At 70.7% G+C, this 15785-nt stretch carries 12 protein-coding genes and 1 pseudogene; 7 read left to right on the forward strand and 6 right to left on the reverse strand.

Annotated elements, in window-relative coordinates; genetic code table 11:
- Nucleotides 1-9 precede the first annotated feature (9 nt).
- Together kynU and ABD169_RS09390 are read left to right on the forward strand one after the other, a co-directional pair.
- Nucleotides 10-1281: a kynureninase gene (gene kynU, locus ABD169_RS09385; protein WP_344031740.1), complete on the forward strand. Its 1272-nt coding sequence runs from the start codon at nucleotides 10-12 to the stop codon at nucleotides 1279-1281.
- A 57-nt stretch (nucleotides 1282-1338) separates the two neighbouring features.
- A complete protein-coding gene (locus ABD169_RS09390; protein ID WP_344031742.1) occupies nucleotides 1339-2724 on the forward strand; it encodes an amino acid permease in 1386 nt (461 codons plus the stop codon).
- Here the strand turns inward: ABD169_RS09390 and ABD169_RS09395 are convergent.
- The 3 genes from ABD169_RS09395 to ABD169_RS09405 are packed head-to-tail and all read right to left on the reverse strand — an operon-like array spanning nucleotide 2712 to nucleotide 4726.
- Nucleotides 2712-2975 (reverse strand): type II toxin-antitoxin system antitoxin, encoded by a 264-nt coding sequence (locus ABD169_RS09395; RefSeq protein ID WP_344031744.1) that lies wholly within the window; start codon nucleotides 2973-2975, stop codon nucleotides 2712-2714. The two genes, ABD169_RS09390 and ABD169_RS09395, sit on opposite strands and share 13 nt — an antisense overlap.
- A 2-nt stretch (nucleotides 2976-2977) precedes the next feature.
- On the reverse strand, nucleotides 2978-3919 hold the full coding sequence (locus tag ABD169_RS09400; RefSeq protein WP_344031746.1) for an SPFH domain-containing protein: 942 nt from the start codon (nucleotides 3917-3919) through the stop codon (nucleotides 2978-2980).
- Between the two features lie 42 nt (nucleotides 3920-3961).
- Complete coding sequence (locus ABD169_RS09405; RefSeq protein WP_344031748.1) at nucleotides 3962-4726, reverse strand: aminotransferase class IV; 765 nt, start codon at nucleotides 4724-4726, stop codon at nucleotides 3962-3964.
- Nucleotides 4727-4780: 54 nt separating this feature from the next.
- Here ABD169_RS09405 and ABD169_RS09410 point away from each other — a divergent pair, with 54 nt between their 5' ends.
- Nucleotides 4781-6157 carry an anthranilate synthase component I family protein gene (locus tag ABD169_RS09410; protein WP_344031750.1) on the forward strand — a complete coding sequence of 459 codons (1377 nt, stop codon included), beginning with the start codon at nucleotides 4781-4783 and terminating at the stop codon, nucleotides 6155-6157.
- Nucleotides 6158-6209: 52 nt separating this feature from the next.
- Nucleotides 6210-8726: a leucine--tRNA ligase gene (gene leuS / locus ABD169_RS09415; protein WP_344031752.1), complete on the forward strand. Its 2517-nt coding sequence runs from the start codon at nucleotides 6210-6212 to the stop codon at nucleotides 8724-8726.
- Nucleotides 8727-8811: 85 nt separating this feature from the next.
- Here the strand turns inward: leuS and ABD169_RS09420 are convergent, their stop codons facing one another.
- From ABD169_RS09420 to ABD169_RS09430, 3 genes are read right to left on the reverse strand one after another with little or no spacing between them, the layout of a single operon-like run.
- Nucleotides 8812-9651, reverse strand: a complete 840-nt coding sequence (locus tag ABD169_RS09420; RefSeq protein WP_344031754.1) for a hypothetical protein — start codon at nucleotides 9649-9651, stop codon at nucleotides 8812-8814.
- On the reverse strand, nucleotides 9648-10370 hold the full coding sequence (locus tag ABD169_RS09425) for an ABC transporter ATP-binding protein (RefSeq protein WP_344031756.1): 723 nt from the start codon (nucleotides 10368-10370) through the stop codon (nucleotides 9648-9650). The genes ABD169_RS09420 and ABD169_RS09425 overlap by 4 nt, the downstream gene beginning before the upstream one ends.
- Nucleotides 10367-10750, reverse strand: a complete 384-nt coding sequence (locus ABD169_RS09430) for a GntR family transcriptional regulator (RefSeq protein WP_344031759.1) — start codon at nucleotides 10748-10750, stop codon at nucleotides 10367-10369. Before ABD169_RS09430 ends, ABD169_RS09425 begins: the two co-directional genes overlap by 4 nt.
- Nucleotides 10751-10928: 178 nt before the next feature.
- On the opposite strand from ABD169_RS09430, the gene ABD169_RS09435 reads away from it, so the two are divergent.
- The 3 genes and pseudogenes from ABD169_RS09435 (at nucleotide 10929) to holA (ending at nucleotide 15330) form a co-directional block, all read left to right on the forward strand.
- Entirely contained in the window at nucleotides 10929-11726 is a 798-nt protein-coding gene (locus tag ABD169_RS09435) for a helix-hairpin-helix domain-containing protein (protein WP_344031761.1), read from the forward strand.
- A 728-nt stretch (nucleotides 11727-12454) separates the two neighbouring features.
- Nucleotides 12455-13576, forward strand: a pseudogene (locus ABD169_RS09440) (ComEC/Rec2 family competence protein); the annotation flags it as partial.
- Between the two features lie 806 nt (nucleotides 13577-14382).
- On the forward strand, nucleotides 14383-15330 hold the full coding sequence (holA, locus tag ABD169_RS09445) for a DNA polymerase III subunit delta (protein ID WP_344031763.1): 948 nt from the start codon (nucleotides 14383-14385) through the stop codon (nucleotides 15328-15330).
- Nucleotides 15331-15785: the final 455 nt, after the last annotated feature.

A 15785-nucleotide genomic window follows, 5' to 3' on the forward strand; every position in this document is an offset into this window, starting at 1 on the left:
GAGGACCCCATGACTGACACCGACCGCACTCCGATCACCCGCGCGTTCTGCGCGGAGGCCGATGCCCAGGACCCGCTGGCCGGGCTCCGCGACGAGTTCCTCCTCCCGGAGGGACTCGTGTACCTCGACGGCAACTCGCTCGGAGCCAGGCCGAAGGGAGCGCTCGAACGCGCGGCGGCGGTCATCGAGCGCGAGTGGGGGCACGACCTCATCGCGAGCTGGAACACGCACGACTGGTTCGAACTGCCGAAGCGGATCGGCGCGAAGATCGGACGCCTGATCGGCGGCGAGCGCGGCGGATGCGTCGTGAGCGACACGACCTCGATCAACCTGTTCAAGGTGCTCGCCGCCGCGCTGAAGATCCAGGATCAGGCGGCTCCGGAACGCCGCGTCATCGTCTCGGAGCGCGAGAACTTCCCGACGGACCTCTACATGGTCGAGGGGCTCGCGAAGCTGCTGGACCGCGGCTACGAGCTGCGCCTCGTCGACGAGGACCTGCCGCTCTCGGAGGCGCTCCGCGAGGATGTCGCCGTGCTCCTGCTCACGCACGTGAACTACCGCACGGGGGCGCTCTGGGACATGGCGGCGGAGACGCGGCGTGCGCACGAGGCCGGTGCTCTGGTGCTCTGGGATCTCTGCCACTCGGTCGGCGCGGTGCCCGTCCGCGTGAGCGAAGCGGACGCGGACTTCGCGATCGGCTGCACCTACAAGTACCTCAACGGAGGGCCGGGATCGCCGGCGTTCGTGTGGGTGCACGAGCGCCACCAGGCCGCCGCCGAGCAGCCGCTCTCGGGCTGGTGGGGGCATGCGTCACCGTTCGACATGGCCGTCGCGTTCGAGCCCGCGCCGGGGATCGACCGCTTCCTCACCGGGACCCAGCCGATCGTCTCGCTCGCGATGACCGAGGTCGGCGTCGATCTCGCGCTGAGCGTCGACGACCGCGCGCTCCGCGAGAAGTCCCTCGCGCTCACGACCCTCTTCATGCGCCTCGTGGACCAGCGGCTGGCGCATCACGATCTGACGCTCATCACCCCGGAGGATCCGGAGCGACGGGGCAGTCACGTGAGCTACCGGCACCCGGAGGGGTACGCCGTCATGCAGGCGCTCATTGCGAACGGCGTCGTCGGCGACTACCGCGAGCCCGAGGTGCTGCGCTTCGGCATCACCCCGCTCTACGTCGGCTTCCTGGACGTGTGGGACGCGGTGGAGACGCTCCGATGGGTGCTCGACGAGGAGGTCTGGCGGGCGCCCGAGTTCCAGACCCGCGGCGCGGTCACCTGAGCGCCGACCGCTCCTGATCCAGCCCTGCAACGACGCACGACCGAACGGACCAGCACCATGACTCAAGAGTTCAGCGACATCCAGACCCGCGAGATCGGGCTCCAGAAGACGCTCAGCGCCCGCCAGCTCAGCATGATCGCGCTGGGCGGGGCCATCGGCACCGGCCTCTTCCTGGGGAGCAAGTTCGCGATCGGATTCGCCGGACCGAGCGTGGTCATCAGCTACATGATCGGCGGCGCGATTGCCCTGATGCTCATGGGCGTGCTCGCCGAGATGACCGTGAAGCATCCGACCTCGGGATCCTTCGGCGCGTACGCCGAGCACTACCTGAACCCACTGTCGGGGTTCCTCGTGCGCTACATGTACTGGGCCTGCATCGTGCTCGCGGTCGGCACCGAGGTGACGGCGGTCGGCGAGTACATGCAGCTCTGGTTCCCCGGTGTCCCGCCCTGGATCTGGGTCGTGCTCTTCTCCGCCGCCCTGATCGGCGTGAACGCGATGAACGTGAAGAACTTCGGCACGCTCGAGTACTGGTTCTCGGCGATCAAGGTGTTCGCGATCATCGCCTTCGTGATCGTCGCCGCCTGGCTCGTGTTCTTCTCGGGCGACGGCGGCTACGGCCTGCACAACTGGACGGCTGGCGAAGGATTCATGCCGAACGGCCTGACCGGCATGTGGTTCGCCGTGATCGTCTCGATCTTCAGCTACCTGAGCATCGAGATGATCGCCGTCGCCGCGGGCGAGGCGAAGGAGCCCGAGGCGGCCGTCAAGCGCGCGTTCAAGGCGACGATCTTCCGTCTCGTGGTCTTCTACTTCCTGACCCTGTCGCTGATCGTGTCGATCGCACCGGTGTCCGAGATCCTCAAGGGCGGCAGCCCGTTCGTCACGGTGATGCAGCTCGTCGGGATCCCCTATGCGGATTCGCTCCTCAACTTCGTGGTCATCATCGCGGCGCTGTCGGCCATGAACAGCCAGCTCTACATCTCCACCCGCATGATGTTCTCGCTGGCTCGTGCGGGGGAGGCGCCTCGGGCGCTCGGGCGGGTCCGGCCCAACGGCGCACCCCTCAACGCGCTCCTGCTCTCCACGGCCGGCATCGCTGTCGCGACGATCATCTACGTGCTGATCCCGGGCGAAGCGTTCACCATGATGTTCGCCATCTCGATGTTCGGGGCGATGTTCACCTGGTTCATGATCTTCGTCACGCACATCGCGTTCCGGCGGCGGATCGCGGCCTCGGGGGAGAAGCTCGCCTACCGAGTACCCGGGTCGCGCGCGGGCGCCGTCGTCGGGGCGGTGCTGATGCTCGCGGTCGCGATCTCGACGGCGTTCACGGAGGAGTTCCGAGCGACGCTGCCGTTCGGGGCGCTGGCGCTCGCACTCGCCGTCGCGGCCTTCTTCATCCTGCGACGTCGACGGCAGCGGGCCTCTCAGCCGCGCTGATCGGCGCGGGGCCGGCCGCGGCCGCGCATCGGGCCCGCTCCGGGGTCCCGGCCGGCGTCCGCGAGCGCCTGCCGCAGCAGCACTTCGATCTGCGCGTTGACCGACCGGAGATCGTCGGACGCCCACTTCGCGACGGCCGCGTGCACGCGGGGATCGAGCCGGAGCAGCAACTGCTTGCGCTCACCGCTCTGCCGGCGCGACGACTCCTCGGATCGGCCGCCGCCCGCTCCCGGATCGGACCTCTCGGACATGATCAGCTGTAGAGGGAGCCCGCGTTGATGACGGGGGTCGCCCGCTGGTCGCTCGTGAGCACGAGCAGCAGGTTCGACACCATCTGCGCGCGCCGTTCGTCATCGAGCACCACGACGCCCTCCTGTTCGAGCCGGCTGAGGGCCTGCTCGACCATCGTGACGGCGCCCTCGACGATCTTCTCGCGGGCCGCGATCACCGCGCTGGCCTGCTGGCGCTGGAGCATCGCCTGCGCGATCTCGGGAGCGTAGGCGAGCGACGAGATGCGCACCTCGATCACTTCGAGGCCGGCGATGGCAACGCGGGCGGCGACCTCCTCGGCGAGCTCGGCCGAGACGAGGTCGGTGCTGCCGCGCAGCGACTGCTCGCCGGGACCGGGCTCGTCGTAGGGGTGGGTGGTCGCGACGTGCCGCAGCGCCGCCTCGGCCTGGGTCTCGATGAACTCGCCGTAGTTCTCGACGGCGAACATCGCCTTGGCGGTGTCGGCGACCTGCCAGACCACGATCGCCGCGATGTTGACCGGGTTGCCGTCCGAGTCGTTGACCTTCAGCTCGTTGGTCTCGAAGTTGTGCACGCGCACCGAGACCTTCTTCCCGCTCGTGAAGGGGGCGACGAGGCTGATGCCGTCGCGGCGAACGGTGCCGACGTAGCGCCCGAAGAATTGCCGCACCGAGGTGTGGCCGGGCGTCACGATGGTGAGCATCGTGCAGATGAGCACGGCCGCGATGATGACGACGAGGCCGAGGGCGAGGATCGCCCCGCCTGCGCCGTCTCCGCTGTCGAGGAGCGCGCCGCCGCCGATGACCAGGAGACCCCCGCCCGGGAAGCCGACGATGGCGAGCAGCAGCGCCGTGATGCCGGCTGCGCTGCCGAGGTGCCAGGCGGATCGCTCGGCGATGTTGACGCGGATCCCGTCGTGGCCGACGGGTTCGGGGGTGGTGGTCATGGCGGGCTCCTTCGGTCGCCGAGCGGTGATATTAAAAAGATATCACTTTATGCGGAGCCGGGCGGGTGCGACCTCCTGCCGGCTCGCATCGATCGCCTCCCGGAACCGCGCGAGGCGGTGCGGATCCGGGGCGGGCAGCACGATGCCGTCGATGGCGCTCACCGGGCGGATCCCGTGCAGCGCGTTGACCGCCCAGACCTCGCGCGCGGCGAGCGCCTCCGGCTCGAGCGACGCGGAGGTGCGGGGGATCCCGAACGCTGTCGCGGCTTCGTCGATGAGCTGTTCGGTCACGCTCGGCACCCGGGCGGAGGACCCGCTGCGGAACAGGACCCCGTCCTCCCACCAGAGGAGCGACGTGGTCGCGCCCTCCACCGCCCGGCGCTGCGGATCGAGCAGCAGGGCCTCGGCGCCGAGGTTCCGATTGAGCTCGGCGAGCCGCGAGATGTTCGGGCCCTTGCGGTCGGCGTGCTCGAGCACGACGCCGGGTGCGGAGCGCAGCTCGATCGCGGTACGGAGCTCGGGCAGCGGCCGCAGCGACAGTCGCAGATCCAGGCCGCGATCCGCGGCGCTGCGCCAGAGCTCCCAGCGGGGGAACCCCTCGCCGTACTCGGCGATGCGGAACCGGGCCTCGTCCAGGAAGTTGCCGACGCCCCGGAGCGCACCGGCGCTCGCTCGATGGGTGGACCGGGAGAACCTGAAGATGTGATGGGCCAGGCCGCGGACCTCCGCTCGCCCTTCGCTCACCCGTACGCGGAAGGAATCCGCCACGAGCAGCTCGTCGCGCGGATCGGGCTCCGGATGCGTCACGGCGATGCCCCTTCCTCGCGCAGTCCCTGGCCCGGTCCACACTACGCTGGCTGCATGGTCGAAGCGGCGCGCGGTGCGGTTCGCGCACTGCCGTACCCGGGGGATCCCGAGGCGGTCGCGCGGGCGCTGTCCGCGGAGCCGGCCTGGTTCTGGCTCGACGGCTCCGCCACGGGGGACTCCCGGACGAGCTATCTCGGCGCGGCCGATCGGGTAGCCGAAGCCCGGCCCGGCAGGGAGACGGAGTTCCTGGCTCTGTTTGGGTCCTCGACCGACGCGGAGGCACGCGGCGGCTTCTCCGGCGGCTGGGTCGTCGCCCTGTCGTACGAGTTCGGCGTGGCGCTGCTCGACCTCGAGCCGGCTCCCGACGACGCGGCTCCCGCCTTCGCCCTGCGCGTCTCGACCGTGCTCGTGATCGATCACGAACGGGAGACCGCTGAGCTGCGGGGCGAGAGCGACGAGGCGCTCGACGCGTGGATCACGCGGTTCGGGGCCGGTCTGTTCGCCGAATCGCGGGTGGACGCCGAGCGGCCCGACCCGAACGGACCGGGCGGGTCGACCGCGCCCCCGGCGGAGCCCGCGTGGCGACGGACCGCGGCGAACTACCGAGCCGACGTCGAGGCCTGCCGTTCCGCGATCGCTGCGGGCGACGCCTACGTGCTCTGCCTCACGGACACCGCCGAGATGGCGGGGAGCTTCGACGCGCTCGACCTCTACCGCGAGCTGCGGGCGGCGGGCGGTGCGATCCGCGGCGGCGTCGTCGCGGCGCGCGATCGTGCGCTCGTCAGCGCCAGTCCCGAACGCTTCATCGAGATCCGTGGGGACCGCGTGTCGACACGACCCATCAAGGGGACGCGGCGGAGGGATCCCGATCCGGCCCGGGACGCCGAGCTCGCGGCCGAGCTCGCCCGGGACCCGAAGGAGCGCGCCGAGAACCTCATGATCGTGGATCTCATGCGCAACGACCTCAGCCGGGTCTGCCGGCCGGGCAGCGTCCGCGTGGACGGCTTCCTCCGGGTCGAGACCCACGCGCACGTGCACCAGCTCGTGAGCACCGTGCGCGGTCGCCTCGAGCCGGGGTCGGGGATCGCCGAGGTGCTCCGATCCTGCTTCCCGGGCGGATCCATGACGGGGGCGCCGAAGCGCCGTGCGGTGGAGATCCTCGCCGGGCTCGAACGGGGGCCGAGGGGCCTCTACTCGGGGTGCTTCGGGTGGGTCGGAGACGGGGGCGACGCCGAGCTCGCGATGACGATCCGGAGCGCGGAACTGCGCGGAGGAGCACCCGAGCCGGAAAGCGGTCGGTCGCGCTTCGCGACCGCGCGCGTCGGGGCCGGGGGCGGCATCACCGCGGATTCGGATCCGGAGCGCGAGCGCGCGGAGAAGGAGCTGAAGGCCGTGCCGCTGATCCGTGCGCTCGGCGCGGTATCCTGGTGACTTGTGCGCCCGCTGCCGAGCGGGTGCGTGCGAGTAAGAGATCGAGGTGCGCGTGACCGAGCAGCAGGCCGAAGGCTACGACTTCCGGGCGATTCAGGATCGATGGCTTCCCGTGTGGGAGCAGCTCGAGCCGTTCGCCGCGGGTCGTTCCGACGACGGACGGCCCAAGAAGTACGTGCTCGACATGTTCCCCTACCCCTCGGGCGACCTCCACATGGGGCACGCCGAGGCGTTCTGCTTCGGCGACGTGCTCGCCCGCTACTGGCGCGGTCGCGGCTACGACGTGCTGCACCCGATCGGTTGGGACTCCTTCGGTCTCCCCGCAGAGAACGCGGCGATCAAGCGCGGTGTCGATCCCCGCGAGTGGACCTACGCGAACATCGCGCAGCAGAAGGCCTCGTTCCGGCTGTACGCGCCGTCGTTCGACTGGAGCCGAGTGCTGCACACGAGCGACCCCGAGTACTACAAGTGGAACCAGTGGCTGTTCCTCAAGATGTACGAGAAGGGCCTGGCCTACCGCAAGGCGAGCTGGGTCAACTGGGATCCGGTGGATCAGACCGTGCTCGCCAACGAGCAGGTGCTGGCCGACGGCACCTCCGAGCGCTCCGGCGCCGTGGTCGTGAAGAAGAAGCTCACCCAGTGGTACTTCCGCATCACCGACTACGCGGATCGCCTGCTCGACGATCTCGACCAGCTCGAGGGCAAGTGGCCGACCAAGGTGCTGAACATGCAGCGGAACTGGATCGGCCGATCCGTCGGTGCCGAGGTCGAGTTCGAGATCGAGGGCCGGGCCGAGAAGGTCCCAGTCTTCACTACGCGCCCCGACACGCTGCACGGCGCGACCTTCATGGTCGTCGCGCCCGACTCCGACCTGGCGGCCGAGCTCGCCGCATCGGCCTCGGCCGAGGTGCGCACGCAGTTCCAGGCCTACCTCGAAGAGGCGCAGAAGCAGAGCGAGATTGATCGGCAGAACGCCGACCGCGAGAAGACCGGCGTCTTCCTCGACCACTTCGCGATCAACCCGGTCAACGGCGAGCGGATCCCGGTGTGGGCCGCCGACTACGTGCTGGCCGACTACGGTCACGGCGCGATCATGGCCGTGCCGGCGCACGACCAGCGCGACCTCGACTTCGCGCGCAAGTTCGACCTGCCGGTGCGGGTCGTGCTCGAGGTGCGCGACGCCGAGGGCGAGATCGTCGCGGACCCCGCCGAGAGCGGTGTCGCGGCTTCCGGCGACGGGATCCTCATCAACTCGGGCGAACTCGACGGGCTCGGCAAGACCGACGCCATCGCGAAGGCCATCGAGGTGCTCGAGGCCCGCGGCACGGGTCGCGGAGCCAAGACCTACCGCCTGCGCGACTGGCTCATCTCGCGCCAGCGCTACTGGGGGACCCCGATCCCGATCCTGCACGGGGCCGACGGATCCATGCGCCCGGTCGAGCAGTCGGCGCTCCCCGTCGAGCTCCCGGCGTCCGAGGGCCTGGACCTCAAGCCGAAGGGCGCCTCGCCGCTCGGTGCGGCGACCGAGTGGGCGACCGTCGTCGACACCGAGACCGGCGAGACGCTGACGCGCGATCCCGACACCATGGACACCTTCGTGGACAGCTCCTGGTACTACTTCCGCTTCCTCTCGGCGAACGACGACACGCAGGCGTTCGACCCGGCCGAGGCCAAGAAGTGGGCGCCGGTCGACCAGTACGTCGGCGGCGTCGAGCACGCGATCCTGCACCTGCTCTACTCGCGCTTCATCACCAAGGTGCTGCACGATCTCGGCTACATCGACTTCGAGGAGCCCTTCCTCGACATGCTCAACCAGGGCATGGTGCTGCTCGACGGCGCCAAGATGTCGAAGTCGAAGGGCAACCTCGTCGAGTTCGCGTCCGAGCTGCGCGACCACGGCGCCGATGCGCTGCGCGTCACGCTGGCGTTCGCGGGCCCGCCCGAGGACGACATCGACTGGGCCGACGTGTCCGTGCAGGGCTCGGCCAAGTTCCTGGCGCGCGCCTGGCGCATCGCCGACGACGTGCAGAAGTCCGGTTCGCCGGCGGGCGCATCGTTCGACTCGGGCGATGCCGTGCTGCGCCGCGCCACGCACAAGCTGCTCGCCGATGCTCCCGAGCTCCTCGAGGCCTACAAGTTCAACGTCGTCGTCGCGCGCCTCATGGAGCAGGTCAACGTGACCCGCAAGGCGATCGACGCCGGTGCCGGTGCGGCGGACCCCGCGGTGCGCGAGTCCGCCGAGGCGATCGCGATGATCCTGTCGATCTTCGCGCCCTACGCGGCGGAGGACATGTGGGCGAAGCTCGGGCACGAGCCGACCGTCGCGCTCGCGGTGTGGCCGCAGGCCGATCCCGCGCTCCTCGTCGAGGACGAGGTGACGATGGTGGTCCAGGTCGATCGCAAGGTCCGCGACCGCCTGACGCTGTCCGCGTCCGTCACCGAGGCCGAAGCCGAGGCTGCGGCGCTCGCATCGCCCGCCGTGCAGCGCGCGATCGGCGACCGCGAGATCGTCAACACCGTGGTGCGCGTGCCCAAGATCGTGAGCATCGTCACGAAGCCCGCGAGCTAGGCGCCTCCTCGATCGCCGACGGCGACCGGGACGACGAAGCGGAGCGGAACCTGCACGGTTCCGCTCCGCTTCGTCGTTCGCGGGCTCAGCGCAGCGAGGTGCGACGTTCGATCGACCGCACACCCCACCACGACAGCAGGGCCGTCACCGCGATGGTCAGGGGGATGACGCCGAGGCCCAGCACATCGACCTGCTGCTGGCCGCCGGCGCCGGGGTTCTGGAGCGCGTCGACGAACTCCTGCAGCATGCCCTGGGCGACGAGGGTGCCGGCATCCGGTCCGCCGATGGTCAGGCCGAGAGGGACGAAGAGCATCGCCGCGAGCCCGGCGCCCTGCATGACCACGTAGAGTCCGACCCAGCCGAGTAGCGGAGCGCCGAACCCGAGCCGGTTGAACCGTCCCTCGGCGCCGATCGACATGATCGCCGCACCGCAGAGCACCGCGAATACCAGCTGCACGAGCAGGACGACGGCGAAGAACCAGAGCATGGGAGCCCCCAGCGAGTCGAGCGTCCCGCGGAGCGAGTCGAGGGCGGCATCCGTCGAGAGCCCCTGCGAGATGCCGAGCACCACCATCGCGGTGGCGAGTCCCAGCGCCGAGATCGCGCCCGCGACCACGGCGACGATGAGCGCGTACAGCGTCTTCGCCCAGAACAGGCTGCGACCGCGCACCGGGATCGACATCGTGAAGTAGCCCTCGCGCCCGTACATCGACTGCCAGTAGCGGATCGCGAGGACCGCGAGCGCCGCGGGCACCAGCAGGAGCGACGCGAGGATCCCCACGACGAGGCCGGCGGGACCGATCAGCGGGACGCGGAGTCCGGCGAGGGCGAAGGAGAGCGCGGCGACGAGGACGATCGTGCCGAGCGTGCCGAGAAGCATGCGGCGGCTCGTGCGGAGTTCCTGGGAGAGGAGTGCCGACATCATGATGCGTAGACCTTTCGGAAGAGGGCGTCGAGGCCCATCTGATGCTGTTCGCGGAGTTCATCGGCCGCGCCCTGGAGCAGGATCCGGCCGCCGCGCAGGAACACGACCGAGTCGACGATCGCCTCGACGTCCTGGATCAGGTGCGTCGAGATGATCATGAGCGAGTCCTCGGCGAAGCCGGAGATGATGCCGCGGAGGATCACATCGCGGGATGCCGGATCGACGCCCGAGATCGGTTCGTCGAGCAGGTAGACGCGGGCACGGCGGGACATCGCGAGCGAGATCTGCAGCTTCTCGCGCATTCCCTTCGACATCTCCTTCAGCGTGAGATCCCACGGGAGCGCGAAGAAATCGATCATCTCCCGCGCCTTCGCCTCGTCGAAGTCGGCGAAGAACCGCGCGTACTGCGCGATGGCATCCGCCGGGCGGAGGCCGTCGGCGAGGAACGACGCATCCGGGAGGAACGAGACCATCGCCTTCGACTCCGGGCCCGGCGCGCGTCCTTCGACGCGGACCTCGCCCTCCCACTCCGAGAGCAGACCCGCCAGGATCTTGAGCAGGGTGGTCTTGCCGGAGCCGTTGTCGCCCATCAGGCCGACGATCTGCCCCGAGGCGAGCTGCAGCGAGAGCCCGTCGAGCGCAGCGCGCCCGTGGTAGGTCTTGCGGAGTCCCTCGACCTCGACGGCCGGGTGCTCCGGGGTGATCGATGTGCTGCTCATGGCACGTCCTTTCCGTGTGCTGTGCGCTGTGCCCAGCGCTGTTCGAGAAGCGCCATGGCGGCGGAGGGCTCGAGCCCGATGCCGCTCATCGCGTCGATGAAGTGATCCGCCGAGGTCTCGGCGAGCGCGGACCGTGCGGCGGCGACCGCGTCGCGGTCCGTGGTCACGAACCGGCCGACCGTGCGTTCGGTGGTGGTGAGTCCGAGGCGGTCGATCTCGACCAGGGCCTTCTGCACCGTGTTCGGGTTGGCGCCGAACTCGAGCGCGAGTTCGCGGACGGAGGGGATCTTTCCGCCGGGAGGCCACTCGCCCGAAGCGATGAGGCGGCGGACCTCGTCGACGAGCTGCGCCCAGATGGGGCGGGAGTCATCGATCCTCATGGGTGTCCCTGCTCTCGGATTCTCGTGCGACCTGTTGTCTCGTTGTATTATTACACTAATACAGTCGATCCGGCCATTCGATCCACCTCACCCGCGTGGACGCACCCACCGAGACGCAGCACTCCGATCCCTGTGCATAATCGTCCGACCGCGAACCCACACACCTACGGTCGATCGCATGTCCCACATCTCGTCACCGGCTCCGCTCGATCGCCCCCAGATCCGCCGCGCGCTCCTCGAACGTTTCGGCCCGCGGCTCTCGGCCGAACCGCCGCCAGAACCGATGCGTCTGCAGCCGGTGGTCCCGGTGCGGGAGCGCATGCGCAGAGCCCTGGGCGTCCCGGTGCTCGCCGGGATCGCCGTGTTCACGATCGCAGTGGTCGTCGCGGTCGCGCTCGTCTGGTTCCGGCCGCATCGGGTCGAGGCTGCGCCGAGCGCCGGCGAGGCGGGTCGCGGTGTCGCGGAAGCGGGTCGCGGTGTCGCGGAGACGTCGCCGCAGCGGAGCACGTCGAACGGGCCGTCGGACGACGGCCCCCGCTTCGTGCACGTCGTGGGCGCGGTCGAACACCCCGGAGTATTCCGGATGCCCGCGGGAGCGCGGGTCGAGGACGCGGTCGAAGCGGCAGGCGGCCCCACCGAGGACGCGGTCGTCGCGGGCGTCAACCTCGCGAGGGCCGTGCAGGACGGTGAGCAGATCCTGATCCCGAACCGGTCCGATGCGGCCGAGCCCTCGGCCGGCGGCGGTGCGGCGTCCGGCGGTGCGGGCGGGTCCGGCGGCGCGGCTCAGATCGATCTGAATCAGGTGGATGCCACGGGGCTCGAGGCGCTGCCCCGCATCGGCCCCGCGCTGGCGCAGCGGATCGTCGACTGGCGCACCGCGAACGATCGTTTCCGGTCCGTCGATGACCTGCTCGAGGTTCCCGGCATCGGCGAGAAGACGCTCGACGGGTTCCGCGACGCCGTGCGGGTGGGGTGAGCGCCGCGCGTCGTTCGGGCACCGTTGACGGACTCTGGCGGGTGCTCGCCCCGTCGCTCTGCATCTGGGCCGTCGCGGCCGCCGTCATCGCGGTACCCGGTGCCGGCGTCTGGCTGAGCGCCGCTTCGGTGGTGGCGGCGCTCCTCTCGAGCACGGTCGCGCACGTCGTCGGACGTCGGCGAAATCGGGCCGGGTCCTCGACGGACCCGGTGCTCGGAGCCCGGGTGCTCGGGGTGCTGCTGATCGGAGCCGCGGCGCTGCTCCTCCTGGGCGTCAGATTGATCGTGCTCGAGGAGGATCGGAGGCACCCCGGGCTGAGCACGGCAGCGGACGGCGGCCGCGCGATGACCGTCGAAGTGCGGCTGAGCGCCTATCCGGGATCTCGGGCCTCCGAAGACGGGACGCGGTCCTGGCTCCGGGGAACGGTCGATGCCGCGCCCGTCCTGGTCTGGTTGGACGGGGCTCCCGATCCCGAATGGGGGCCGGGGAGCCGGGTCCGGGTGACGGGCGGGATCCGGGCGCAGCCGCCCGAATCGGGCGCCGCCTTCGAGATATCCGCGCGCGGCGCCGCCGAATCGATCCCGGGTGCGCTCGACGGCATCGTGGGAGCCCTGGCGGAGTCCCGCGCCCGCCTCGCCGCCGCGGCCGCCGTCGTTCCGGGCGCCGAACTGGTCCCCGGTTTCGCGGTCGGCGACACGAGCCCGGTGCCGGAGCGCCTCGACGACAGCATGCGTGCGACATCGCTCACGCACCTCACCGCGGTGTCCGGGTCGAACTGCGCGCTCGTGATCGGGGCGATCACCTGGGTTTCGGCGCGTCTCGGAGCCGGGCGCCGGACCCGGATCGTGCTCTCCGGGCTCGCTCTCGTCGGCTTCGTCGCCCTCATCGGTCCCGATGCGAGCGTGCAGCGTGCGGCGGTCATGGCGGGGGTGATGCTGGCCAGTCGGTTCGGAGGAGTGCCGGGGGCCGGACTTCCCGCGCTCGGCGCGGCCGTGCTGCTCCTCGTGCTCGCCGACCCCTGGGAATCGAGGCAGGCCGGGTTCGGGCTGTCCGTGCTGGCGACCGGGGGAGTCCTGCTCCTCGTCCCGGCGCTCGAGGAGCGCCTGCGGCGAACCGCGCGGCTGCCCCGGGTCCTCGGGCTACCGATCGCGATGAGCGGCGCATCGCAGTTCGCCTGCGGGCCCGGCCTGCTCCTGATCGAACCGGGAATCCCGCTGGTCGGCATCCTCGCGAACCTGCTCGCGGCGCCGGCGGCACCGTTCGGCACCGGCGTCGGATTGATCGCTCTGCTCCTGCTCGGGATCTCCGAGTCGCTGGGGAGCAGCGCCGTCGTGGTGGCGAGTTGGGCCGCCCGCTGGGTGGCGGCCGTCGCCGAGGTCTGCGAGACGCTTCCGCTCGCCCGGCTCGAATGGCCTGGCGGGTGGCTCGGCGCGGCGCTGCTGATCGCCGTGCAGTGCGCCCCGCTGATCGCGATGGGACTGCGCTCCGGTACTATCGGGCTGCCCGGAGGTGCGCGGGTGCGCCGGCGCGCGCCGTGGCGTCCCGCCCCGTCGGTGCCGACCGTCGTGCGCGTCGCGATCGCGCTGCTCGTGTTCGGGTCCGCGGGGACCTCGGCCGGGATCACGGTCGCGGTTCCGCTCGCGGAACGGGCGGCCACGCCCCGCGACTGGGCGTTCGTCGCCTGCGATGTCGGGCAGGGCGACGCGCTGCTCCTGCGGGACCCCCGTTCGCCCGACGCAGTCGCGCTGGTCGATACCGGGGACGAGCCCGAGCGGCTCACGGATTGCCTCCGACGCTTCGCAGTCGACCGGATCCAGCGACTCGTGCTCACTCACGACGACCGCGACCATGTCGGCGCGCTCGGGCGGGTGATCGATCGTGTCGGCTCGGCGACCATCGCGCCGCCGGTCGGCCCGCCCGTCGCTCCCATTGGCGAGGGAACCTCGCGGGATGCCTGCGGCGGCGACCCGCGGGCCGTCGCCGAGCGGCGCGTGCTCGGTGAGCTGTGCGCGGCTGCGATACCGGTCGAACTCGGGGTCGCGGGGAGCAGGATCTCACTGCCGTCCCGGACCGGTGACGTGCTCGCCTCGGAGGGCGCGCAGTTGGAGGAGCGAGCCGGGGTCGAGATCTCGGTGCTCGCGCCGTCCGTCGGTGAGCGTCCGGCGGATTCGAACGGCGCCTCCCTCGTGCTCGGTGTGCGGGTGGTCGGGTTCGCGATGCTGCTGCTCGCGGACACCGGGCGGGAGGAGCAGCTCAGGTTGCAGCGGGCGGGGACCGACCTCTCGGCGGACCTCGTGAAGATCGCGCACCACGGTTCGCGCGATCACGATCCCCGGCTGGCACCAGCGGTTGGTGCGGGACTCGCGGTCGTCTCGGTGGGCGCGGGCAACCGCTACGGACATCCGACCGCCGAGGCGATCGCGTCCTACGAGCAGGCGGGATCCGTCGTGCTGCGCACCGATCGACTCGGCTCGATCGCGATCTCGCCCCGGGGCGACGGAACGGCTCGGGTGTGGGCGGAGCGCGGCGGCGAAGCGACGGACGGGCGGGCAATGTCGGCGGGCTGCCCTAGGCTTGAAGGGTGGCAGTGGCAAAGGGCGGAAGCAAGAGCAAGATCCCTCAGGTGGGATGGTTCGAGGCGCGCCCGGCGCCGGTCGTGCTCATCAGCGGACCCGAGGCGTTCCTCGCTGACCGTGCTGCACGGACCATCCGCGATCAGCTCAAGGCCGCGGTCCCCGAGACCGAGGTTCACGACCTCGAAGCCTCCGGCTACGCCTCGGGCGAGATCTTCACGATCGCGAGCCCCTCCCTCTTCGCCGAGCCCCGCCTCATCCGTGTCGATGGCGTCGAGAAGTGCTCCGACGCGTTCATCACCGACATGAAGCGCTACCTCGAGCAGCCGGCCGACGACACGACCCTCGTGCTCCGCCACGGAGGCGGGCAGCGCGGCAAGGCCGTGCTCGATCAGGTCCGCGGGCTCGCGGACGCGATCGAGATCCCCTGCCTCGAGATCAAGAAGGATCAGGACCGCTACGACTTCGCCATGGGCGAGTTCCACCGGCTCGGGGCGCAGGCGACGCCCGGCGCGGCGCGGCAGCTCGTGCTCGCCTACGCGGGCGGTCTCGGCGAGCTCGCCGGTGCCTGCGCCCAGATCGTCGAGACCGCGGGTGCCCGCATCACCGAGGACGACGTCGAGCGGGCGACCGAGGGGCGCGTGGAGGCGAGCGCGTTCAAGGTCGCCGATGCCGCCACTGCGGGCAAGGCGGCCGATGCGCTCGTGCTGCTCCGTCAGGCGCTCTCGACCGGCACCGATCCCATCCCCATGCTCGCGGCGCTCAACTTCAAGCTCCGCGGCATCGCCCGGGCCTACGGCGCCCGCGGATCCGCGGGGCAGCTCGCGAAGGACCTGGGTATGGCGCCCTGGCAGGCGGAACGCGCGGTGAAAGACGGCCGGGCGTGGAGCGAGGAGCACCTGGCTGCCGCGATCGACTTCGCGGCCGAGACGGAGTGGCTGCTCAAGGGCGGCAGCCGGGACCCCGAGTACGCGCTGGAACGCTTCGTGCTCTTCGTCGCCCGCCGCGGACGCGAGCCCCGCCGCGCCTGAGGTGCTCCCGGCGGTTGCGGGTGCGGGTGCGGTAGTGCCGGGCGCACTGGTTCCGGCTGCGGTGAATCTCGCTGAGGCGTGTCTGACCGGAATGGTTCTTGGCGGAGTGCATTTTGGCGGGGTGCTTTCCGAGAACGCTGCGTGTGTCGTGCAGTTTCGGCGCCCGGGTCAGCTCGGGACGAAACTGGCTCCCGCCGGGTGATCCCGTTCGCGAGAGGGACCCTTGCCTGCTGTCCCTGTTTGGGCGGGTGGCGCCCAGGAAGCGATCGGAGCGGTCTGCGTCGACGGGCAGCCGCTGAGACGCGACGGGGCGCTGGCACGGTGGTCTGGCCGCAGGACCGACGAATGGATGCCGAACCGACGATTGGACGTCTTGCCGGTGGCCGACTCGCCGTCCAATCGTCGGGGAGACGTCCAATCGTCGGGAAAGCGTCCACTTGTCGGGGAGACGTCCA

Origin of the sequence: Leucobacter iarius, from assembly GCF_039530105.1 — a bacterium.
Classification (GTDB): Bacteria; Actinomycetota; Actinomycetes; order Actinomycetales; family Microbacteriaceae; genus Leucobacter; species Leucobacter iarius.